General features: G+C 38.9%; 24 protein-coding genes. 1 reads left to right on the top strand and 23 read right to left on the bottom strand.

Annotation, left to right across the window (positions count from 1 at the left end; translation table 11 throughout):
* Positions 1 to 4: 4 nt before the first annotated feature.
* The 15 genes from PYW42_RS06690 to PYW42_RS06620 form a co-directional block, all read right to left on the bottom strand.
* Positions 5 to 853, bottom strand: coding sequence for a DegV family protein (locus PYW42_RS06690; RefSeq protein ID WP_002382324.1), 849 nt, complete (start codon positions 851 to 853; stop codon positions 5 to 7).
* 75 nt (positions 854 to 928) lie between these two features.
* Positions 929 to 2,101 carry an LCP family protein gene (locus tag PYW42_RS06685; protein ID WP_002411182.1) on the bottom strand — a complete coding sequence of 391 codons (1,173 nt, stop codon included), beginning with the start codon at positions 2,099 to 2,101 and terminating at the stop codon, positions 929 to 931.
* A gap of 143 nt (positions 2,102 to 2,244) precedes the next feature.
* Positions 2,245 to 3,093 carry a prephenate dehydratase gene (gene pheA, locus PYW42_RS06680; protein ID WP_002389216.1) on the bottom strand — a complete coding sequence of 283 codons (849 nt, stop codon included), beginning with the start codon at positions 3,091 to 3,093 and terminating at the stop codon, positions 2,245 to 2,247.
* 7 nt (positions 3,094 to 3,100) lie between these two features.
* Complete coding sequence (locus PYW42_RS06675; RefSeq protein WP_002389048.1) at positions 3,101 to 3,607, bottom strand: shikimate kinase; 507 nt, start codon at positions 3,605 to 3,607, stop codon at positions 3,101 to 3,103.
* Between the two features lie 19 nt (positions 3,608 to 3,626).
* Positions 3,627 to 4,913 carry a 3-phosphoshikimate 1-carboxyvinyltransferase gene (aroA, locus tag PYW42_RS06670; RefSeq protein WP_002374853.1) on the bottom strand — a complete coding sequence of 429 codons (1,287 nt, stop codon included), beginning with the start codon at positions 4,911 to 4,913 and terminating at the stop codon, positions 3,627 to 3,629.
* A 6-nt stretch (positions 4,914 to 4,919) separates the two neighbouring features.
* The gene (locus PYW42_RS06665; protein WP_002389318.1) at positions 4,920 to 6,014 is read right to left on the bottom strand and encodes a prephenate dehydrogenase; all 1,095 of its coding nucleotides are present in this window, start codon (positions 6,012 to 6,014) and stop codon (positions 4,920 to 4,922) included.
* A 33-nt stretch (positions 6,015 to 6,047) separates the two neighbouring features.
* Positions 6,048 to 7,214, bottom strand: a complete 1,167-nt coding sequence (aroC, locus tag PYW42_RS06660) for a chorismate synthase (RefSeq protein ID WP_002357582.1) — start codon at positions 7,212 to 7,214, stop codon at positions 6,048 to 6,050.
* A 1-nt stretch (position 7,215) separates the two neighbouring features.
* Positions 7,216 to 8,292 carry a 3-dehydroquinate synthase gene (gene aroB / locus PYW42_RS06655; RefSeq protein WP_002369401.1) on the bottom strand — a complete coding sequence of 359 codons (1,077 nt, stop codon included), beginning with the start codon at positions 8,290 to 8,292 and terminating at the stop codon, positions 7,216 to 7,218.
* Positions 8,293 to 8,314: 22 nt separating this feature from the next.
* Positions 8,315 to 9,340: a 3-deoxy-7-phosphoheptulonate synthase gene (gene aroF / locus PYW42_RS06650; RefSeq protein ID WP_010816116.1), complete on the bottom strand. Its 1,026-nt coding sequence runs from the start codon at positions 9,338 to 9,340 to the stop codon at positions 8,315 to 8,317.
* 36 nt (positions 9,341 to 9,376) lie between these two features.
* Positions 9,377 to 10,243, bottom strand: a complete 867-nt coding sequence (gene aroE / locus PYW42_RS06645) for a shikimate dehydrogenase (RefSeq protein ID WP_002357585.1) — start codon at positions 10,241 to 10,243, stop codon at positions 9,377 to 9,379.
* Positions 10,244 to 10,731: 488 nt separating this feature from the next.
* The gene (locus PYW42_RS06640; protein ID WP_002389317.1) at positions 10,732 to 11,187 is read right to left on the bottom strand and encodes a hypothetical protein; all 456 of its coding nucleotides are present in this window, start codon (positions 11,185 to 11,187) and stop codon (positions 10,732 to 10,734) included.
* An 89-nt stretch (positions 11,188 to 11,276) separates the two neighbouring features.
* Complete coding sequence (locus PYW42_RS06635; RefSeq protein WP_002361804.1) at positions 11,277 to 11,651, bottom strand: thioesterase family protein; 375 nt, start codon at positions 11,649 to 11,651, stop codon at positions 11,277 to 11,279.
* Positions 11,651 to 12,871, bottom strand: coding sequence for a CCA tRNA nucleotidyltransferase (locus PYW42_RS06630; protein ID WP_002389070.1), 1,221 nt, complete (start codon positions 12,869 to 12,871; stop codon positions 11,651 to 11,653). Before PYW42_RS06630 ends, PYW42_RS06635 begins: the two co-directional genes overlap by 1 nt.
* The gene (gene dapB / locus PYW42_RS06625; RefSeq protein WP_002389245.1) at positions 12,868 to 13,647 is read right to left on the bottom strand and encodes a 4-hydroxy-tetrahydrodipicolinate reductase; all 780 of its coding nucleotides are present in this window, start codon (positions 13,645 to 13,647) and stop codon (positions 12,868 to 12,870) included. The genes PYW42_RS06630 and dapB overlap by 4 nt, the downstream gene beginning before the upstream one ends.
* The gene (locus tag PYW42_RS06620; protein ID WP_002363944.1) at positions 13,640 to 13,990 is read right to left on the bottom strand and encodes a nucleotide pyrophosphohydrolase; all 351 of its coding nucleotides are present in this window, start codon (positions 13,988 to 13,990) and stop codon (positions 13,640 to 13,642) included. Before PYW42_RS06620 ends, dapB begins: the two co-directional genes overlap by 8 nt.
* Before the next feature lie 123 nt (positions 13,991 to 14,113).
* Here PYW42_RS06620 and PYW42_RS06615 point away from each other — a divergent pair, with 123 nt between their 5' ends.
* Complete coding sequence (locus PYW42_RS06615; protein ID WP_002357595.1) at positions 14,114 to 14,998, top strand: YitT family protein; 885 nt, start codon at positions 14,114 to 14,116, stop codon at positions 14,996 to 14,998.
* A gap of 37 nt (positions 14,999 to 15,035) precedes the next feature.
* Here PYW42_RS06615 and PYW42_RS06610 read toward each other — a convergent pair whose 3' ends face one another.
* From PYW42_RS06610 to PYW42_RS06575, 8 genes are all read right to left on the bottom strand, one after another.
* Positions 15,036 to 15,575 carry a ReoY family proteolytic degradation factor gene (locus PYW42_RS06610; protein ID WP_002389031.1) on the bottom strand — a complete coding sequence of 180 codons (540 nt, stop codon included), beginning with the start codon at positions 15,573 to 15,575 and terminating at the stop codon, positions 15,036 to 15,038.
* Positions 15,576 to 15,584: 9 nt separating this feature from the next.
* Complete coding sequence (locus PYW42_RS06605) at positions 15,585 to 16,841, bottom strand: tetratricopeptide repeat protein (RefSeq protein ID WP_002409969.1); 1,257 nt, start codon at positions 16,839 to 16,841, stop codon at positions 15,585 to 15,587.
* Positions 16,842 to 16,850: 9 nt separating this feature from the next.
* Positions 16,851 to 17,891, bottom strand: coding sequence for a hypothetical protein (locus PYW42_RS06600; RefSeq protein ID WP_002389276.1), 1,041 nt, complete (start codon positions 17,889 to 17,891; stop codon positions 16,851 to 16,853).
* 306 nt (positions 17,892 to 18,197) lie between these two features.
* Positions 18,198 to 18,473 carry an HU family DNA-binding protein gene (locus tag PYW42_RS06595; RefSeq protein WP_002357604.1) on the bottom strand — a complete coding sequence of 92 codons (276 nt, stop codon included), beginning with the start codon at positions 18,471 to 18,473 and terminating at the stop codon, positions 18,198 to 18,200.
* Between the two features lie 247 nt (positions 18,474 to 18,720).
* Positions 18,721 to 20,031, bottom strand: a complete 1,311-nt coding sequence (der, locus tag PYW42_RS06590) for a ribosome biogenesis GTPase Der (RefSeq protein WP_002357608.1) — start codon at positions 20,029 to 20,031, stop codon at positions 18,721 to 18,723.
* 173 nt (positions 20,032 to 20,204) lie between these two features.
* Positions 20,205 to 21,416 (bottom strand): 30S ribosomal protein S1, encoded by a 1,212-nt coding sequence (gene rpsA, locus PYW42_RS06585; RefSeq protein WP_002389025.1) that lies wholly within the window; start codon positions 21,414 to 21,416, stop codon positions 20,205 to 20,207.
* Between the two features lie 113 nt (positions 21,417 to 21,529).
* Positions 21,530 to 22,210, bottom strand: coding sequence for a (d)CMP kinase (cmk, locus tag PYW42_RS06580; protein ID WP_002357612.1), 681 nt, complete (start codon positions 22,208 to 22,210; stop codon positions 21,530 to 21,532).
* Positions 22,211 to 22,446: 236 nt separating this feature from the next.
* Positions 22,447 to 23,073, bottom strand: coding sequence for a LysM peptidoglycan-binding domain-containing protein (locus tag PYW42_RS06575; RefSeq protein ID WP_002360346.1), 627 nt, complete (start codon positions 23,071 to 23,073; stop codon positions 22,447 to 22,449).
* Positions 23,074 to 23,103: the final 30 nt, after the last annotated feature.

The raw sequence follows: 23,103 nt of genomic DNA, 5'->3' as shown, positions 1-23,103 counted from the left end.
TTTATTATTGAGCTGAAATCGCTAAACCAATTGCTTTTTCCCCTAGGTGGGTCCCGATAACTGGACCAAAATGACCGATTTCAATTTCTGCATTTGGGTATAGCTTTTGTAATTTTGCTTGTTCTTTTTCAGCAACGATGCGGTTATTGGCATGAATCACGTACAGTTTAACTGGTGCTTCAATCCCTGCGTTTCGTTCACCAATAATCTTTTCTGCACGAGCAAAAGCTTTCTTTGTTGAACGGATTTTTTCAAATAATACAATCTTTCCATCTTCAAAAGTCAAGATAGGTTTAATCTTCAATAGTCCAGCAATCAAGGCTGCGCCATTCGTTAAGCGACCGCCACGAACTAAGTTGTTCAGATCTTCTACAATTAGATATGCATACGTATTGTCACGAATTAAATCTAATTTGGCAAAAATTTCTTCTAAGCTGGCTTTTTCTTCTGTTAAATCTAAAGCAGCTTCTACCATGTGTCCCATTGGCATACTTGTAATTTTTGAGTCATATGGATACAAAGCAACGCCTGGGATTTCATCAGTAAGTCCGTGCAATGTATGAACAAAACCAGAGATTCCTGAAGAAAGATGAATGCTGATGATGGTGTCGTACCCTTGTTCAGCGATTGATTTGTAAAGCTCTAACACTTCTCCTAAAGCAGGTTGTGAAGTCGTCGGAAATTCTTTACTATTATTTAGCAATGCATAATATTCATCTGCTTCAATGTCAATGCCTTCGTTGTATATTTTTCCATCTAAAATGACTGGGATGGGAATTACAAAAAGATTCGGATGATCTTTAATGCGCTCGGGTAAATAAGCTGTACTATCTGTCACAATAGCAATTTTCATTTTGTAACCTCGTTTCACTAATTTTCCACGTTGTTTCTAATATAGCATAAAAAAGGATATTTTAAAATGCTTTCCTTATTCGTTCAGGAATTTTTCGATGGCGTCAGCATTTTTTTGTTCATCTACTTCTAAAATACTGCCTGCATAAGAGGATTCACCAAAATTCCAAGAATCTGGTGCCGGAACCGATAATGACTCAACCCCTGCTTTTCCTTTAATCAGCAATGATGGTCCGTTCGTTAACATGAAACTAACAGGCACATCTGTCGACATATAGCCGACTAATTTCCCAAGTGATTCTGGGGTTCTTAATAAAGTCATTGGGTTTTTCATTTGGCTCATTACAGCTGACATAACTTGTTGTTGGCGACGAACCCGACCAAAGTCGCCTTCTTCATCCATCCTAAAGCGAGCGTATTGAAGTAAGACATGTCCATCCATGACCTGTTGCCCTTTTTCAATATCAACGCCATCTAAATTCAGTGATTTTTCTGCATCGATTTTGACACCTTTTGGAAACATAGAGTCAACAATTTTTTCAAATGATTGGAAATCTACCTTAGCATAATATTTCGTATCTAAATTAAAGTTTTGTTTTAACGTTTCACGAACCAATTCAGCACCGCCATAAGCGTATGCGGCATTAATTTTATTCGGCCCGACACCAGGAATGTCCACGAATGTATCACGCATAAATGAAATTAATTTCGGTTTTTTTGATGGTCCATTTAGTTGGAGAACCATTATTGTGTCGGCTCGTCCAGCATCTTCCCCACGTGTATCGCTGCCAAGAATTAAAATATTCTTAGCCCCGTTGCTACTTTTGACACCATTAAATGTTTCTACTTTTTCTTGAGGCAACGAGTCATCATGTTCTGCTGCAGATTTTCCTTTTAAAAACATGACTGTACTATAGGCAAATAACAGAATCAATAGGATCACTAGCCATTTGAAAAAGCGTTTTGTTTTTGATTTTTTACGTTTCTTTTTTGGTTTCTTGTCTTTTTTTCCGCGGGGTGGTTGGTCAGAACCGTTGCCACCACCTGAATCTGTTTGATGTCGCCTCTCACTTCTGCGACTGTCCTCAGTATAGCTGTCTTCGTAAACTGGCTCTTGAAGGCTTTCAGCTAGTTCTTCTGGTTCTTCTTCTCTATGTTCACCCATTGATTTTCGGGGATTAAAGGTCTTTTTATGCTCTGCTGGTCTCGATTTTTCATGAATATGTTTATAACGATCTACACGACTCATCGTGTCACTCCTTTACCTCTGTGTTTTATCACCTTTCTTAGGATACCTCATTTCGCAGGAAATTCCTATTACAAATATGTAATTTAATAAAAAATGAAACTCACTTTATCTAATAAGTAAGCTTCATTTTCATTTTTAACTCTTTAAAGTGTGGACAAAACATAGATCGGGTAATCCCCTAAAATTTTTATTTCTGCGCCAATCAGTTCCAGTTCTGTTAAAGCTGCTTCAATTAGTTTTTCTGGTTGATCATTCACTAAGTCCATTAAAAAGAAGTACTCTCCGAGCTTTGTTTTCAACGGCCGCGATTCTATTTTGCTAAGATTAATCCCTCGCCAACTAAACACGCTTAATGCTTTGTGTAAAGAGCCAGGAACATTACTTGGCATCGTAATCGCCAACGTTATTTTTTTCTCAGATAGCGGGAAAGAAATCGCTAAATTTTCAGAACCAAGAACCCAAAATCGGGTTTGATTTACCGATAAATCTTGTATATTTTTTTCAACAATGGTCAAATCATACATTTCCGCAGAAAGTTTTGGTGCAATAGCTGCAAAAGGTAATTCTGGATGTTCTGCAATGTATTTGGCGGCGTAAGCTGTTGAAGGCGTTGCTTCTAAAATCGCTTCTGGAAAGTTTTTCTCTAGAAACATCTGCGATTGAGCTAATGCTTGCGGATGTGATAAAATTTTCTGACTTTGTTGCCAAATCGATTGATTCTCTTTTGCCACCATTAATTGTTGTTGAATCGGTAAAACCAACTCTGCTTGGACAGGTAACTGCGCTTGATGATACAAATAATCTATCGATGCGTTAACTGTTCCTTCAATCGTGTTTTCTATTGGAATAATGCTACATGCCACTTCTTGCTGTTCAATTGCTTTCAAGCAAGCTGGAATCGATGCGTACGGTATCAATGTAGCATCAGGAAAAGCAGCCAACGTTGCACTGTACGTAAAGGAACCAATCGGACCTAAATAACCAACTTTCATCGTTTCTCTACTCCTTTAATTGTTGCAGAATTTCATTGATAATTTCTTCTGGCAAGCGATTGGTCGTATCAATTGTCATCTTCGCACATTCTTCATAAAAATTTTTACGAGACTCAAACAAAGCAATGATTTCTTTTGAAGAACGTTCTATAGCTAAGGGTCGTTGGTTTTCAGTATCTTCTTTGATTCTTTTTAACAGCTCTTCTGGTGTCGCATGTAAATAAATCACTTGCTGAAAAGATTTTAATAAGCTACGATTTTCTGGTCCGACAACAATCCCGCCCCCAGTTGAAAGGACGGCTGTATTTTTTGACAGCTCCTTTAAAAGTTGGGTTTCCTGTTCTCGGAAAGCTGCTTCACCATATTTTTCAAAATAGTCAGGAATTGAGCGTCCTATTTTTTCAATTAACGCTGTATCTAAATCAAGATGAGACATCTTTAGTTTATTGGCCAAACTTTGGCCGATAGTTGTTTTACCCGCACCCATGAAACCAATTAAAACAATGCTTTCCATGGTTCGTTATCCTCCTTCGTTAACAACTTAAACGTTCTAAGTCGTCAAAAAATGCTGGATAAGAAACTGAAACTGCTTCAGCCTTATCTAATTCAACAGTGCCTTCTTTTACAAGTAATGCAGCAATTTGTAACATCATCCCGATACGATGATCCCCATAACTGGTAACTCTTCCACCATGTAAAGAAGTTGGTCCATGTATAATTAAGCCATCATCAGTAGGCGTGATGTCGGCGCCTAAAATTGTTAATTCTTTCGCTACTGCATCAATCCGATTGGTTTCTTTGACTTTCAATTCTTCTGCATCTCGAATGATTGTCGTGCCAGTAGCCTGAGTAGCTAACAAAGCAATAATCGGTAACTCATCAATTAAACGTGGGATAATAGCGCCACCAATCTCTGTAGCTGTTAATTGACTCGTTTTTACAAGTAAATCGCCAGAGTGATTGGCCTCATCTTCATTTAAAATAGTGACGGAACCACCCATGTTTTTAATCACATCTAAAATACCTGTCCGCGTTTGATTTAAGCCAACATTTTTCAGAAGTATCTCGCTATCTGGGACTACTAAACCCGCAACTAAAAAGAAAGCTGCAGAAGAGATATCACCAGGAACTACCACATTTTGACCTGTTAATTGTTGCGGTCCAGTTAACATAATTTTTTTACCGTCTACTTCAAGCGTCCCACCAAATTGTCGAATCATCTCTTCTGTATGATCACGTGTCTTTTCTTTCTCAACCACTACAGAAGTGCCCTTGGCTTGCAAAGCAGCGAATAAAATAGCCGATTTAACTTGAGCACTTGCAACAGGCATTGTGTAGTCAATCGGTTGCAAATTTTGAGTCCCGCGAATAGAAATTGGCGGAAACTCCGTTTGCTGAACCCCTTGACATTCCGCTCCCATTTGGTTTAAAGGAAGCATCACACGATTCATCGGTCGTTTGGCAATAGACGCATCACCAGCTAGGCGCGTTTCAAAGGGACAGCCAGCTAAAATGCCCAGCATCAGACGAATTGTTGTCCCTGAATTTCCAACATCAATTGTATTCTTCGCCTTTTTTAAGCCTGCAAATCCTTGCCCCTCAACGGTGATTGTCGTCCCGTCATCTTCAATGTTCACACCTAAAGAACGAAACGCCGCTAAGGTACTTAAACAATCTTCGCCTCTTAGAAAATTTGTAATCGTCGTTTTTCCAGAAGAAATCGCTCCAAACATAATACTTCTATGGGAAATCGATTTGTCGCTAGGAACCATCAGAGTCCCTTGTAAATGTTTCACATTTGTACGTAGTTGCACCCTCATCACCTCTTATTTTTCGTAACACGTATAGTTCGTTTTTTTAGATAAAATTTGTTTTGCAGCTTGGCAGTCTGATTGATTTTTAAAAGACAATTGAAGAATCCCATAGATTTCTTCTCTCGTTTCTAAAATTTTAATATTTGTAAGAGAAAGGTCCGCTTCGCCTAAAATTTGCGTAATTTCAGCAATGATTCCTGGTTGATCTGGTACATCAACAAACAGATCATAGAAAGCTGGGATTGCGCCTTCTTTATGAATGGGCAACTGAGCACGTGTTTCTCTGGCCTTATCAAAAAAATTACGAATAGCTGGGGCGTTTTTTTCCGTTAACCATTGGCAAACAGTAGTCATCTCTTTTTGCCAATTTTCTAGTAAGTCCAATAATACTAAGCGATTGCTTAATAAAATATCCGTCCACATCGTTGCATCAGAGGAAGCAATTCGAGTAATATCTCTAAATCCTCCAGCCGCTAGCTGCTGTGCTCTAGGGTAAGTGGTATTCAGTTGCTGACTTTCGTTCACTAAAGCTGCGGCAACAATATGTGGCAAGTGACTTAGAGCACCAGTAATTTCATCATGTTCCTGTGCAGGCATCGTAATAAACTTCGCATGCGTTCCTTTTAGTAACGTTTGTAACTCCTGAATCTGTTTGCTTTTTTCGCCATGGTCATCGGTAAAAATATAGTAGGCATTTTCAAACAAACGTTCATCAGCGGCTGTTACGCCGGATTTATGTGAACCAGCCATTGGATGACCACCAATAAAATTTTTCATGTTAAGTTTTGTTGCTAACTGATTAATTTCCACCTTGGTACTACCCACATCTGTGATCAGAGCAGTTTCTAGTGATAATTGGTTTAATTCTTCTAGTTGCACTAAAGTTGCTTTAACTGGGGAACAAAGAAAAATAATCTCTGCTCGTCTTGCCCCACTTGTTAAAGATTCAGCTATCTCATCAATTAGACCCGTTTTCTTAGCAAATTCAGTTGCCTCCGCTTGATTATCGAAACCGATAATCTCACTGTTTGGATGCCCTTTTTTGATACACAAAGCCAGTGAACTCCCGATTAGCCCTAATCCTACGATTAAAATACGTTTCTTCATTTTTTCCCTCCATATACTTGCGACTTTCTTCCATTAAAAGTTTTGAGTATATAGACGATAACGTTTCACTGCTTCTTTCATTTGTTCAAATGAGTCACTATCAAATTTTTCGAGCATAGCCTTCGCTACTTCCGTTGCAACAACGGCTTCACAAACAACGCTAGCGGCCGGTACCGCCGTGCTATCAGAGCGCTCAACACTGGCCTTATAAGGCTCTTTTGTATCAATATTCACGCTTTGTAATGGTTTATAAAGGGTTGGAATAGGTTTCATGACACCACGAACGATGATTGGCATTCCATTGGTCATTCCTCCTTCAAAACCGCCTAAATTGTTGGAAGTTCTGGTATAACCTGTACTTTCGTCCCAAACAATCTCGTCCATCACTTGACTACCAGGGCGTTGCGCCATTTCAAATCCAATGCCAAACTCAGCACCTTTAAAAGCATTGATGCTTACAACAGCTTGCGCAATTTTGGCATCTAGTTTACGATCCCATTGGACATAGCTACCTAAGCCAGCTGGAACGCCACCCACAAGTACTTCTACTACCCCACCAATTGTATCGCCATTTTTCTTGGTTTGGTCAATTAGTTCTTTCATTTTTTCTTCTACGGAAGGATCTAATACGCGAACGGCAGATTGTTCAGATCGTTCTTGAATTTCACGAATCGTTAAATTTTCAGGAATCGTAGCTTCAATCCCGCCTAATACCGCGACATGCCCAGCGACTTGGATATCCAGTTCAGCTAAGAGTTTTTTAGCAACCGCACCAATCGCCACACGCATCGTTGTTTCTCGTGCCGAAGACCGTTCTAAAACATTCCGTAAATCATCATGTTGATATTTCATGCCACCGACTAAATCAGCATGTCCTGGACGTGGTTTGCTGACGCGGCGGATTTTCTTTTGTTTTTCAGGAACTGGCTCTACTGACATCACGGAGGTCCAATTTTTCCAGTCTTTGTTTTCGACAATCAACGTTACTGGTGAGCCAAGTGTTTTACCATGCCGAATGCCCGAAGTAATACGTACTTGGTCTTTTTCAATTTTCATCCGTCCCCCACGACCGTAACCGCCTTGACGTCTTGCTAATTCTCGGTTAATCTCTTCGCTACTTAAAGGCAAGCCGGCTGGTAAGCCTTCAATAATAGCAGTTAATTCAGGTCCATGTGATTCGCCTGCTGTAATAAAGCGCATCTTAAATTCCTCCTTCTCTGTTTAAAAATGCTCGAATTTCTTCCGTTGGTAAAGAGACAATTTTCGCTTGACCAATTTTTTCTAAGACAATGATTTTAATCTGTCCCCCACGTGTTTTTTTATCATGTGTAATTGCTTGATAGAGACGTTCTTCTGGCCAACGATCTGTCGTTACTGGTAAATCGAACTTTTCTAGCATGGTGACCAACTCTTGGGTAGTCCCAAGTGGGGAAAGCCCTCGTTGTTCTGCGACTTGAGTTATTTGAATCATTCCTAAAGAAACGCCTTCACCGTGAGCAATCACCCCGTAACCAGCTGTATTTTCTAATGCGTGGCCAATCGTATGCCCAAAATTCAGAATCAAACGTAAGCCCAAATCTAATTCATCTTCTTCGACGACATCACGTTTAATCTTGCAACAGGCCGTGATAATTTCTTCTGCATGTGCCACTAAATCTTGTTCATTTTCCAAAGAGGATAAACGGTGCCACAATTCAACATCAGCGATAGCTGCTGATTTTACAATTTCTGCAATTCCTTCACGCACACGTCTAGGTTCTAATGTTTTAAGTGTATTAGGATCAATTAAAACCCCATCTGGTTGGGCAAAAGTACCGACAAGATTTTTGGCTTTTTTAGTGTTAACCGCTGTTTTACCTCCAATGCTACTATCTACTTGTGCCAGTAAGGTTGTTGGTACTTGCAAAAAGTGAATACCGCGCATATAGGTTGAAGCGACAAATCCAGCTAGATCTCCCACAACGCCTCCACCTAGAGCAATTAGACCATCACTTCGAGTCAATTGCTGTTCCGCTAAAAAATCATAAAGCAGCTGAGCTGTTTCGAGGCTCTTACTTTGTTCACCTGCCGCTACAGCAATCAATGATGTTTCAAAACCAGCAGCTTGCAATTCTTTCTCAACAGCTGCGCCATATAATTTATTCACCGTTTCATCGGTAATAATCGCTACCCGTTGTGGCTGCCACAGGCTACGTACCCAGGTGCCAATTTTATCTAAGGCACCTGTTTCGATGGTTAAATCATATGAATGTGTAGGTAACGTTACGGTTAATTTCATGTCCTCTACTCCTCTGTCTTTACTAATCTTCTAAAGCATTAATTTCTTTCATTGCTTTTTCGATGATATGAACTTCTTTCATCATACGTAGGTAAGTTTTTTCATTCAAGGATTGTGGCCCATCTGACCACGCATTCGCTGGGTCTGGGTGAATTTCTACAATCAAGCCGTCCGCACCTGAAGCAACACCTGCTCGGGCCATTGGCGGTACTAAATCCCAGATACCAACACCATGACTCGGATCAACAATAATTGGAAAATGACTTAATTTTTTAATTAAAGTCACCGCACTTAAATCAAGTGTATTGCGCGTAGCGGTTTCGTACGTACGAATCCCACGTTCAATGAAGATCACATTGAAATTTCCTTGCGCAGCAATGTATTCAGCTGCGTTTAGCCATTCATCAATCGTACCAGCAATCCCGCGTTTTAAGCCAATAGGTTTTCCAGTTTTACCAACCGCTTGTAATAACTTGAAATTTTGCATGTTGCGCGCACCGATTTGTAAAATGTCACTGTATTTTGCGACAAGTTCTAAATTCGCTTCATCCATCACTTCTGTAATGACTTGCATATCTAATTCATCAGCCGCTTGGCGAATGTATTTCAGTCCTTCTTCTTCTAGTCCTTGGAAAGCGTATGGCGACGTTCTAGGTTTGAATGCACCACCTCGTAAAATTGTTGCACCGCCAGCTTTAGCAATTCGCGCACATTCACGAATCTGATCTAAGCTTTCGATTGAACAAGGGCCCGCCATCATGGTCATACTGCCGTCACCGATTTTAACACCGTTCACATCAACCACTGTATTCTCTGGATGAAATAAACGACTCGTTAGTTTGTAAGACAACGAAATGCGAACACTTTTTTCCACGCCTTCTAATGCTGTTAACTCTGCTTCAACTAATTTTTCTGTATCACCAATCAAGCCTATCACTGTTTTTCCATTATCTTGACTTGTTTGAGTAGTTAAGCCTGCACCTGTTACTAAATCAATGACTTGTTTCATTTGCTTTTCGGTTGCATTTTCTTTCATAATTACGATCATTATATTCTCTCCTCATGCCTTTAAACGGCGCTCTTTTTATCTATTTTCAATTTTACGTTTTACGACTGATACAGGCATTTTTTGTCCTGTCCATTGTTCAAAAGCAACAGCGCCTTGATAAAGTAGCATGTCCAAGCCGTTGCTTGTTTCTGCGCCACGTAAACGGGCTTCTTTTAATAACTGTGTTTCTCTGGGATTATAAATAGCATCATACACGAATAACTTCGGTTGAATCATTGCATAATTTTCTATAGGACTACTATGTGCATGTGGATGCATACCCACACTCGTTGCATTAACTAACAAGACGCTTTCAGCAACATCTTTTGCTAGTTTTTCAGTATCCGCTAAATCGTTTAAATGAATTACACAGTTGGTTCGTTCAGTGAAATTTGCCAGTTTTTTTTGACTGTCGTTAAACCCCGCGCTTTTCCTGTTGTAAACGGCGATTTCTTTCACGCCATCTAAAGCAGCTTGGGCAATGATTGATAAGGCTGCACCACCTGTTCCTAAGATGGTCATTTTATTCTGAAAAACGTCAACCTTTTTCTCTTTCAAACTCCACATAAAACCAGTACCATCCGTGCTGTCTCCGTAAAGTTTTCCATCTTTGTTGACAATCGTATTAATTGCGCCAACCAGTTGAGCGGTAGGACTTAGTTCATCCATATAACTTACAGCCGCCACTTTATTGGGCATTGATAAGTTGGCCCCTAACATGTGAAACGTTCGAATCGCTTCAATTGCTTGTGGCAATGTCTCTTGTCCAACGTCAAACGCCAGATACCGAGCATCAACTCCTAAATTTTGAAATGCTGTATTATGAATCAACGGTGAAATACTGTGTTGGCTGGGTTTCGCGAATAGCCCAGCTAAACGAGTGGCTCCAGTTATTTCTTTCATCCTGTGTGCTCCTTTACGAAATTTTTTTAGTAAGTTTCTGAAATCCTAATTTTTGGCCAAACAAAAAGGATATTCACAGTAAATTTTAAGAAAAATCTACAGTGAATACCCTACAAAAAAGCAATATAAAAGCCACTATAGATTTTCTTAAATCTACATGGCTGAAAGTCATCTTAAATTTCCCTAGCCATTATAGATACAAACGTTTGTTGTCTGTACCCATAATGTTATGAATACAAACCTATCTAAAATAGCTAAAGTAAAAGTTATTCAGTTGTGTATGGTTTTTCTTCGTTGTTGTCATAAGAATCACTCCAAAACTGATTTAATTAAGAATTGTTAACAGTATACCGCTAGAAAAAACATGTGTCAACACTTATTCGCTTATTTTTTCGACTATTCCATTAAAACCAATGTTATTTTATTCGTCAAAAGACTGAAAAAAGCCACAGGAACCAGTCATTTCACTGATTCCTGTGGAGCAAAAATTATTTTAATTCTTCAGCGTATACATCATTAACTGTTTGTGTTGGGTCGATAACAATGTATAAGTTTTTAGTTTTTTCGCTGACTTTTGTAGATTGATAGATGTTATCCAAGCCCTCATCTGTTTTATCTTTGTAAGGGAAATAAACTAAATCTGGTGTGCCATTTTTGTAAAGAATTTCCATACGTTCGATATCTTCATATTTTAAAGCACGAGAGAACATCCCTAATTCTAAGCCACCTAAGTTAATATCGTGGGTTTGAACATGATCTCCTTCTTGGAAAATTTCAATTTTGAACCCTTCACATGGATGAATTTCAACAAATTCACTACCATGGATACGGCCAAAACTTGTTGTAATATGTTTGATCCATAAATCACCAATAAAACGACGATCAATCGTCCAAGTTTCACCATTTCTGAAATAAAATTTAAGTCCTGTCATTTCTCTAGCCATAGCACAAATCTCCTTACTTAAAAATAATTTCTTACATTATTAGTTTACCATACTTTTGATAAACGGTCACAAACTTTCGCTGTAGATTCTTAATCTTTTGTTATTCTTTTTAAAAAAGAATCAATCTCAACTACTGCACGTTGGTGAGAACCTTTGGCAATTTGTCGTTCTCCTTCATAAGCAACAAATTCATAGCGTATTTTGTGTGCAGTCTGTTCAATGCTGGTCATCGTAACAACGATTGTCGCCCCTACCGCGGATGGATATAAGTGGCGCAATTCTAACACCGTTCCGACAGTTGTTTCCCCAACTGATAATTGGTCCTTCACAGCTTCTTTGGCTGTTTGTTCAATCATGGCAGCTAAAGCAGGGGTTCCTAAAACTTCTAAGTCACCAGAACCGAGCATTTTAGCCGTTTGTGATTCTTTCACCAAAAATTCTTTTGTAAACATTTCTGTTGGCATTATGCTTTCTCTCCTTTTGAACGTTGTTTTTTGGCAAACGAAAGCAGAACTTCTTGTTTATTCTCTAAGCTACCTTCAACAACGTGTTGCTCGATTTCAGCAATCAGTTCCCCTAACCATTTGCCTGGTGTTTCTTCTAAGACGGCTAAAAGGTCTTTTCCTGTGATGGCCAATTCATGTCTTTGATGGATGGGTAATGCCTTAACTAACTCTTTTGTTACTTGTACTTGACTCTCTTGTTGGTAATAATATAAAAGCCTTTCAACAAGTACGGCTGATTCTTCGCCTAATTCATAAAGCATCATTGGCTGCCAGTCGTTATTCAAACGAAAACGCAGACCACGTACTAATTGTGAAACGTTTTGAATTAATTGATTTGAAAGTTTCCAAGCCTTTAAGAAGGAGCGGATTTCTGCTTCTGGTAAATTCAATGATTGGATAAGTAACGTCCACGCTTCTACTTCTGTTTCAATTTGACGAGCAGGCAAGTCCATTAAACGAAAAAGTCCAGCCCCTTGTTCTCGTAATTTGGGACAGTATTGATAGCATTCTGTTTCAATAAACGGAGCTAAGCCACCTTGTCGATTAACCCCTAAAAGCATTTTTACAAATTCAATCGTAATGCGTTCTACTGAAATTTTTTCCAATAAAGGATGAAATTCAGCGATAGCGGCTAAGGTTTTTTCTTCAATTTTAAAATCTAATTGGCTAGCAAAGCGTAAGCCCCGCATCATCCGCAGAGCATCTTCATGAAACCGCTCATGGGGATTACCGACTGCACGAATGGTTTGATTAGTTAAATCTTCGATACCATCAAATAAATCAATGATTTCGCCTGTGCTGTCAAGCGCCAAGGCATTAATCGTAAAATCTCGCCGTTTTAAATCTTCTTTCAAGGAGCGAACAAAGGTGACTTCATCTGGTCGGCGAAAGTCTTGATAAGTTGACTCGGTACGAAAGGTTGTTACTTCATACTGTTGGTCTTCCATCAATACAAGGACTGTGCCATGTTCGATGCCCACATCAACGGTTCGTTTAAAAATTTGCTTAATTTCTTCTGGATAGGCACTTGTCGCAATATCGACATCATGGATTGGTTTATTTAATAAAGCATCACGGACGCTGCCCCCGACAAAATACGCTTCAAAGCCCTGTGCATTGATTTCACGAATAACGGGAGCGGCTTCTTTAAATTCGTTTGGAATAGTTGTCAATTTCATAGCATCTGTTCCAATCCGTAAAGTAGTTCTGTTCTCTGTACCACTTGCCGACAAGCTAACGCTACTCCTGTCATGAAGGAACGCCGATCATAAGAATCATGCCGAATAGTGAGCCCTTCACCTACACTGCCAAATTGGACTTGTTGGTGTGCCACTAAACCAGGTAAGCGGACACTATGGATTCGCAGACCCTCGAAATCAGCCCCGCGTGCCCCTGGTATTGATTCTACCTCTTGCGGATTCCCTTGTTTTTTTGCTGGCCGAACTTCTTGAATCATTTCTGCAGTTTTTATAGCCGTTCCGCTCGGTGCATCCAATTTGTTATCATGATGTAATTCAATGATTTCCACATCTGGAAAATACTGCGCCGCTTTTTGGGCAAATTGCATCATTAAAACTGCCCCAATTGCAAAATTTGGCGCAATCAAGCCGCCGATGGCTTTTTCTCGAGATAGGTTTGTCAATTCGTTGATTTGTTCCTCCGTAAAGCCTGTCGTCCCAACAACTGGCGCCATACCATGTTCCAACGCAAAACGTGTATTTGGATAGGCGGCTTCAGGAACCGTAAAATCAATCCAAACATCTGGGTTGACAGCTAGGACTTCTTCTAAGCGCTGAAAAACGGGAATTGCTGTTTCATCATTGAAAGAAACAGTTTCTTGTGCTTCATGAGGATCATACACACCTACTAATTCAAAGTCTGCGGTTTCTAAGACCATTTGTGTAGCAGTACTGCCCATCCGTCCTTTAAACCCAGCGACAATTATTTTAATCATGTGTTTTCCCATCCTTTCTTTCAAAGCGATAGCGATCCCGCTTGTTAAATTTGGCCATATTTTCTTCAAAAACTTCGGTTAAATCAATCTCTAAAGAATTTGCCATGCTAATCAATACAAAAAAGACATCTCCAAGTTCCTCTGATACTGTCTTTGGTTTTTCGTCTGCTTTTTTCTGTTTTTCACCATAATAATGATTGACTTCACGGGCTAATTCTCCGACCTCTTCCGTCAAACGAGCCATTTGTCCTAATGGTGAAAAATAGCCTGTTTTAAACTGTTGAATATAATCATCAACTTCCGTTTGCATCGATTGCAAACTACGTTGTTCTGATTCTGACATTTTACCCCAACCTTTCTTACTCTACCTCCTACATCTTATCAAAAACTTGGCTATCTGGAAAGGTTCTACTTGTTGTTTTATATAGAGAATGATACAGTTTATACTGTAAAAGGACGTGATTAAATGGAAGAACAAAGATTTTATTTTAAAGATGTGTTATTTATTGTATTAGGAAGCTGTATCTATGCCTTTGGTTTGGTTACTTTCAATATTGCCAATGACCTGGCCGAAGGTGGTGTCACGGGGATTACTTTGATTTTAAGAGCCTTATTTCATTTTAACCCAGCATATACGACATTATTAATCAATATTCCGCTCTTATTAATTGGTGGGAAAATTTTAGGCAAACGTTCCCTCTATTATACGCTAATTGGTACCGTGTCGTTATCGGTATTTTTGTGGTTTTGGCAAAAATTTCCTGTTGAAATTAATTTAGATCATGATTTATTGATTGCTGCTCTCTTAGCTGGTTTGGCCGCAGGATTCGGTAGTGGCCTTGTTTACCGCGTAGGCGGAACCACTGGTGGGACCGACGTCATTGCCCGCATTTTCGAAAAATACTTTGGGATTAGCATGGGCCGCTCGTTGTTACTTTTTGATGTTGCAGTCTTACTCCTCTCGTTGACCTATATTGATGTCAAACGAATGATGTATACTTTAATTGTGTCCTTTGTTTTCAGTCGTGTTGTTGATTCTGTACTCGATGGAGCCTATGCTGCGAAAGGAATTTTAATTGTTTCCAATCATTCCGAAGAAATCGGTCAAAGTTTAATGGCTTCTTTAGAACGTGGGGTAACATATTTAAATGGTGAAGGTGCTTATTCACAAGTGGAAAAACGGGTTCTCTACACGGTAGTCAGTCCTCGAGAAATAATGGAAGTCAAACGGATTGCTAATGAAATAGATGAAAAAGCCTTTGTGTCCATCATTAACGTACATGAAGCAATTGGCGAAGGCTTTACTTATGCAAAACCCAGCAAACAACGGCGTTTTAAATTAAAACAATAAATAAAACCCAGCATTTTCAATAAATGCTGGGTTTTATTTATTGTTGCTTCAAACGATTTAATTCATCGGATAATTCTAAAAACGCTTCTTTGTTGCCTGTTTCTAAAGCATCATTAATTTGAGCTTTAAGTAATGCCATTCGTTGCGTTTGTTCTTCTTGCTTAAAGTATTGATCAATCGCTCTGGCAACTTCCTGATCCACTTGTTCATTCCATGGCGCAAACGGATTGTCTTCTAAAACAGATAAATACTGGCTCGTTTGCCAAGCCTCTGGAAATACACATTCTAAATAAAGAGCTTTCCGCCAATTCATCCGAATCTCGTGAAAAATTTGTTCCGGATCTGTAAATTCTTGTGCTTGGATAAAAAGCAATAACGGCTCCTTACCTAAACCATCCGCTACCACACGGATCCCCCGATCGGTTTTCTCTACGTTCTCAACAAAATGAACATTATTTAAAATCGCATCGTGCGTTAATAAGTAATTTAAAATCCACAGTACTTCTCTTCTTCCAAAAGGCACGGTATTCACTAACCAAGTTAAAAATTTTTTCTTTTCTGATAAACTAACAAACATCGTCGTTTCCTATCTTTCTTCCATATCTGCTAGCACAGATTGCATGTCGACATCACCAGGTTCATGTTCCAAATAGTGGTATAACAAGTGTTTTGCTTTTTCAAGTTCGCCTTCTTCTCGTAAGAACAATGCGTATTCTTTTAGAAATTCTGGTTCGTGAGACAATTCTTGCGCTGCTTGTTCATAATGAACTTTAGCGACGGCAAAGTCTTCTAATTCGTTGTACGCTTTTGCTAAATTCCATTCAGCATAAGGATGATCCGTTTCCTCTAAATCATTTAAGATAGTAATTACTTCCTCAAAACGCTCTTCCGTGAGGTAGAGATTACTTAAGGTCAAACGACTTTCATCTGTTTTCTCACCTAATTCCAAAGCTTTTAACAACCAGTTTTCAGCACCAGCAATGTCGTGTAAACGATAGGCATTTTCAGAGGCAAATTGGTATAACTCTACTTGGAAGGGATTTTCAGCAATTCCTTCTTCGATCACCGCTTTTGCTTCCTCTAATTGCTCTTCTTCTTGGAGCGCTTCCGCTAAATATAGATAAAGTGATTGATAATGTGGGTTTAGTGTTTTTAATTGCTGGAACAACGCAATGGCTTTTTGATTCTCATGTAACTGTAAATAAGTGAAAGCTAACTGGAATAAACGATCGTCTGTTTGTTCTTCTTTGACCGCGGCTTCCAAATAAGGAACTGCTTCTTCAAAATCACCTAACATGCTGTAACTACTTCCTAAGCGTTCATTCAAGGAAATAGCAGAGATTTGCGCTGTCCCACTTTCTACAATGCTTTGATAACGAGTAATAGCCTCAACAAATTGACCATTTGTAAAATATAGTTCTCCCAAAGCAAATTGAATTAACGGCTCTTCTGGCATAAGATTGGCTGCTTCTTTTAATTTCGCTTCACTGACTTCTGAAATCCCTAAAACTTGGTACAAATCCGCAGTGACTAAGAGACTTTGGATATAACTGTCACTAGTTTCTGGAATTTTTTCTAAATAGATGAATGCGTCATCTATTTCATTATTTTCAATGGCGATTTCTGCTAATGGAATGTTTAAGCCATCTGCATCGGGAAATTGTTCCAACAATTGTTGGAAAATTTGTTTGGCTTCTTCTAGAAAACCTAAAGATAATAACGTTTCCCCTAAATCAGCTAAGGTATTTTCATCATCTTTCTTTAATGCTTCTTCAAACATTAACTGTGCTTCTGCTAAATTTTCAGCTTGTAATGCTTGAACCATTTTTTCACTATATGACATAATTTCCCCTCAAATCTCTTTTAAAATTTCTTGGTATCTTTCAATCGTTGTTAACAGTTGATCGGGCGTTGGCTTTAAAGCTGCTCCTAGTTGACCGATTTTTTCCAACACCATAGGAGGACCTAGTGTTTCTGTGTGAGCCAAGACTTGTTCTGCGTAATCAGCACTTAAAATTTCTTTTGGAAACGCCACCGGAAAACCTAAGCGAATAAACCAAACGATAAAATTTTTAAATTGAAAGTCAAAGTGATTGACTTGCTGGCTCCATAAAACTTGTAACAATAATCCCAATAATCGTTTCATGGGACCTGATAACAAATGGCCATTTTCGGTTGTAGCAAAGGCCGCTTCAAAAACTCGGCCAAATTGATCCACTTTTTCCCCTGCTTGTTCATAAAAAGATAACAACTCGTCTAAAATACCATTAAATGACGTTTGATTCAACCGTTTTTTATCTGGATACGTTTGGTATAGCATTTGTAAATAAGCATAATCACAGACAAGACCCGCTCGAATAAAAACGAGCAAATCAATTAAAGGAGCGGCACCTTTTTTATTGGTCAAGGTACTATCAAACAAAATTTCTTCTGAATGATTTTCTATATGCATGGTTGCATGCTGTGCTTGCTGAATTGTGACACTTGGTAAAAGTCCTTGCCGTAACGCTTGAACAGACACAGGCATCAGCCAACATTTGGAGGAACACTTACTTACTTGGTGCAAAAATGCGGTTAATTGTAGTACCCCTTCATTACCTAAACCAATCAATAAAACATCCTGATTTTCTGGCCAATCAGCTAAGAAACGTAACACACTTTCTAATTCTGATAAGTCATTGCAATGAACATCATTGCGACAAATATACCAGTTTAATCCCAACTGTTCCCCAAAGGCATAATTAATCTTCTCCGAAAAAAGATCATAGTAACGCTGATTCGCCAAAACAACGATTGACTCCGTCGTTACTGGTCGTTTTTTTAGGACGGAAGCAAATGTTTCTCCATAAATAATAGCGACCTTGTTTTCCCCTCTAGAATAGTTGTATTTCATTGATTCACCACCTTAAGACTGTTTCCTCTTCCTTCACCCCAAGTCTAGCATAACCACTAAAAAACAGCTACTGGCAACAACTTATTTTTGTCCTTCATTCATAAATCTTTCTCTTTTTATCAAAAAAGCAAGGAGCGAGTGTCGAACCGTTCCCGCTTGATTCTCGGAGCGAAGCACGTTTTTCTCACCCAAGGCTCGTTACAATTTAGCCTTTTAGCGTACTGTTTCGACCACCTCTTAAAATAACATTTTTTATGTATGATTCAAAAAAGAACCCTTGGAAACCAAGGGTTCTAATTGTCTGTCTTATTTCACTGCATCTTTCAATGCTTTACCTGGTTTGAATGCAGGTACTTTGCTTGCAGCGATTTGAATTTCTTGTCCAGTTTGTGGGTTACGTCCTTTACGAGCTGCGCGTTCGCGAACTTCAAAGTTACCAAAACCGATTAATTGAACTTTTTCACCTTTAGCAAGAGTTTCTTGAATTGTTGAAAAGACAGCGTCTACTGCTGCAGTAGCATCTTTTTTAGTTAAACCAGTTGAAGATGCAACGTTTTCGATTAATTCTGCTTTATTTGCCATGGATCATTTCACCTCCTCTATAAGAGATACGATGTTTTTACACACCTAAAGTTCCGTCTATTTTTGAGTGGTCCAAAAACAGACAGCAAATATTGATCTGGTTCAATATTCTGTTAACAAGATAGCATAAGAAAGTTGTAATAGCAAGGTTTTTAGTGTATTTTAACCAGTTTTTTCAAAAAATAATCATTTTTTCTCAAAGTTGATAAATTTATTTGAATATCTAAAAAAAGTATGGTAGAATGCACTATTTTCGGCGTCGCGGAATGATTTTAATCGGCGTGCCCTCAAACGTAAATGCTTTTCTGATTTGATTTTCTAAAAACCGGGCATAAGAAAAGTGCATTAGTTCTTCTTCGTTGACAAAAATAACAAATGTAGGTGGTTTGACTGCCACTTGTGTTGCATAAAAAATCTTCAAACGTTTTCCTTTATCGGTTGGTGTTGGATTAATTGCTACAGCATCCATTACAACGTCATTTAACAACGCTGAAGGAATTCGTAAGTTTTGATTCATACTTACTGTTTCAATTAGTTCAGGCAGTTTGTTTAAACGTTGTTTGGTTAATGCAGACACAAAAATAATGGGTGCATAATCTAAATATTGGAATTCATCACGAATTTCCGCTTCAAAATCACGCATTGTATTTGTATCTTTTTTGACTGTATCCCATTTGTTGACCACGATAATAATACCGCGACCTGCTTCATGGGCATAGCCCGCCACACGCTTGTCTTGCTCACGAATACCTTCTTCTGCATTCAAGACCATTAAAACAATGTCTGAGCGTTCAATCGCCCGCATTGCGCGCATGACGCTATATTTTTCAGTTGATTCGTATACTTTTCCACGTTTACGCATACCAGCTGTATCAATCATTAAGAACTTTTGACCTTCTTCAGATTCAAAATACGTATCGATTGCATCTCGCGTTGTTCCTTCAATATCTGAAACAATCACGCGATCTTCACCAAGAATAGCATTAATCAATGATGATTTACCGACATTTGGACGCCCGATTAAACTAAATTTAATTGTATCTTCGTCCTCTTCTTCTGAAGTGTTAGGAAAATGTTTAACTGCTTCGTCTAACACATCGCCAATGCCTAACCCGTGACTACCAGAAACTGGGAAAGGATCCCCTAGTCCTAAAGCATAAAATTCATAAATATCATTACGCATTTCAGGATTGTCAACTTTATTAACAGCTAAGATCACTGGTTTATTACTACGATATAAAATTTTTGCTACTAACTCATCTGCATCAGTAATTCCTTCACGGCCACTAGCAACAAAGATAATCACATCTGCTTCATCAATCGCAATTTCTGCTTGGTGTTTGATTTGGTCCATAAATGGTTCGTCACCTAAATCAATCCCACCTGTATCAATAATACTAAATTCACGCCCTAACCATTCTCCAGTTGTATAAATACGGTCGCGTGTTACGCCAGGAGTATCTTCTACAATCGAGATACGCTCACCGGCAATGCGGTTAAAAATAGTCGATTTACCGACATTCGGTCTACCGACAATCGCAATAGTTGGATTTGCCATTTGATTCCCTCCTTGAGAATTTCAATCCTTACTAGTTTACCTAATCAAACCTTAAAGTGCAAGAAAAGTTTTAGTTTCTGCTGATTTTCTAACCAATTCAAGAAAAAATGAGTTTGACATAGCCGATCTGTTTACGGCTATGTCAAACTCATAAATTTCAAGAAAGTAACGGGTTATTCCTCTTCTTTCGCATCAGATAAAGCGTCACCTAAAATATCGCCCATGGTAAAGCCAATATTTTCTTCAGGCAATTCATATTCCTGTTCTTCTTTTGGTTCTTCTTGAGACTCAGGTTTTGGTTCTAACGCTTTGATACTTAAAGCAATACGATGTTCCTCTGGATTAACTTCTAAAACTTTCACTTGTACTTGATCCCCTTCATGAAGGACTTCATGAGGCGTTGCAATGTGCTTGTGAGAAATTTGAGAAATATGCACTAATCCTTCCACACCAGGGAAAACTTCCACAAAGGCACCGAAGCTTGTTAGGCGTTTTACTGTGCCATCTAAAACAGTCCCAGCGGCTGCTTTTGTTTCGATATCTGTCCATGGTCCAGGCAATGTTTCTTTAATAGATAAAGAAATACGTCCTTCTTCTGGATTAATTGAAAGAATTTTTACTTGAACGTCTTCGCCAACAGTTAACGCATCACTTGGTTTGCCCACATGCTGATGAGCAATTTCAGAAACATGAACTAAACCATCCACGCCACCTAAATCAATGAATGCGCCGAAATCTGTTAAACGAGCTACTTTCCCTTCAACAACGTCTCCGTCATGTAAAGAAGAAAGTAATTCTTCTTTTTTCGATTCTTTTTCAGCTTCAACAACTGCTTTATGTGAAAGAATTAAGCGGTTTTCTGAAGGTTCGATTTCAATAATTTTAAATGCTAGTGTTTGACCTTTATATTCAGAAAAATCTGCAACAAAATGATCTTCAACCATTGAGGCAGGAACAAATCCGCGAACACCGACATCAACAACCAAACCACCTTTAACAACATTTGTAACAGGTGCTTCGATTACTTTGCCCGCTTGGAAATCTTGTTCAATTTCTTCCCAAACTTTTTTAGCATCTAAACGGCGTTTTGACAGTAAATAACTGCCGTTTTCTTTATCTTTGCCAATTGATGTGATAACAACTAAATCTAACACATCACCGACTTTCACAAGTTCGTGTACATCTTCAACTGGTAAAGTCGATAATTCCTTTGCAGGAACAACGCCTTCAACGCCCGCTCCTTCAATGCCGACAACAACTTGTTTGTCTTCAATGGCTAAAACTTCGCCTTTAACAATATCGCCAACACTGACTTCTTGAACGCTGTTCATTGCATCTTCCATTGTTTCGTTGTTTGCTACTTGTTTGTCTTCAAAATCTGTCATGCCTCTTATCCTCCTATGCCAACAAAAATTCCAAAACTTAGCTATATATACTTACATAGTACGAGATTTTTGTAAAAAAATAAAGCGATTTCTTCTATTTTTCTTAAAATTCTTTAAAAAAGTTCAAAACCTTTTTGTTTAATCACATTTTGTATGGCGGCGACGACTTCTTCAATCGTCAACCCTGTTGTATCGATTTTCACAGCATCACTTGCTTGGACAAGGGGTGATACTTCTCTGGTTGAATCTAAATAATCCCGACGTTCAATCTCCGCCTTCAAGGTTTCAAAATCCGTCTCAATCCCTTTTTCTTGATTTTCTTTAAAACGACGTTCTGCACGTTCTTCAACGCTAGCCACCAAGAATATCTTTACTTCGGCCTTTGGTAAAACTGCAGTACCAATATCTCGACCATCCATGACAACTCCGCCGGCTTGACCAATTTTCTGTTGTAACGCCACCATTTCTTCTCTAACTTTTGCATGTTTTGAAACAGCTGAAACAGCATTCGTTACATCTGGCTGGCGAATCGCTTCGGTCACTTCATGACCGTCGATAAAAACACGTTGGCCATTCTCTGCTTGCTGAAAAGAAATAGTGTGGTTGACACAAAGCGCTACTAATGGCTCTTCCGCTTGAATGTCGATTTGATTTTGCAAGGCCAGATACGTAATCGCTCGGTACATGGCACCCGTGTCACAATACACATAATTCAATTGTTTTGCTAAAATTTTTGCAACTGTACTTTTGCCTGACGAAGCTGGTCCGTCAATAGCAATACTGATTTTCCCCATGAAAAAACTCCTTAACTGATATGCATCCTTTAAAATGCGCTTCTTCTTTTATATTAAAATCAGAAGAAAAGAACTTGGATTTAAACTGATGACGAGTTTCTAACGAAAAAGCAATAAGCCGAAATCCCTCGAAAGACGCAAACCATCTTTCGGAAATTTCTGCTTATTGGCATTCTCATGTAATCATCCGTCGCGGTTTAGCCCTTGAAAGTGCTGTCCAAACCTCTTTTTCTGGATTATTTAATACGTAATGGTTGTCCCGGATAAAACACAGATGTATCAATCCCAGGATTTAACGCTAAAATTTGTTCTAATGTCATTCCGTTACGTTCGGCAACTTGACGTGCCCCTTCACCACTTTGAACGGTATCATAAACAGGTTGTTGGTTCTGCGCTTGTTGCTGTTGTTGATTTTGAGCTTCTTGTTGTTGTTGCTGCTCTTGTTGTTGCTGTTGCTGTTGTTGTGCTTGTTGGTCCTGTTGTTGCTGTGCAGCAGCATCAGAACTTGAAGGTGTTGTATTTTCAGCTGGTTGGCTGCTTGCTGGTTCTGAGCTTTCCACTGATTTTGACGTACTTTCTTTTTTCTTCTCTTTTGATGATGATTGGACTAATGAAGAAGATGGCTGGCTATTTTTGCTAGCACTTTCGTTCGGTTTCTTGTCTTGCATCATCCATAAGAAAGTCCCAATTGGAATGGCAATAATTAATAATAGCAAAATAACTAAAACAGTTAGAAATAATGAATTTCCTCGTTGCTGTTGGCGTTTTGCTAAACGAGAACCACCACCATTTTGATCAGGTTCATAAATTGATTGTTCCCATGGCTCACGAGCTTGGTTTTTCTTTTTGTCCTTTTTACTCACTGCTAATTTCCTCCTAAACTTCTCTCGCTT

Source organism: Enterococcus faecalis (assembly GCF_029024925.1).
In the GTDB taxonomy this organism is placed as follows: domain Bacteria; phylum Bacillota; class Bacilli; order Lactobacillales; family Enterococcaceae; genus Enterococcus; species Enterococcus faecalis.
Note: the sequence above shows the minus strand (reverse complement) of the source record. Positions and strands in the feature narration are given on the sequence as shown.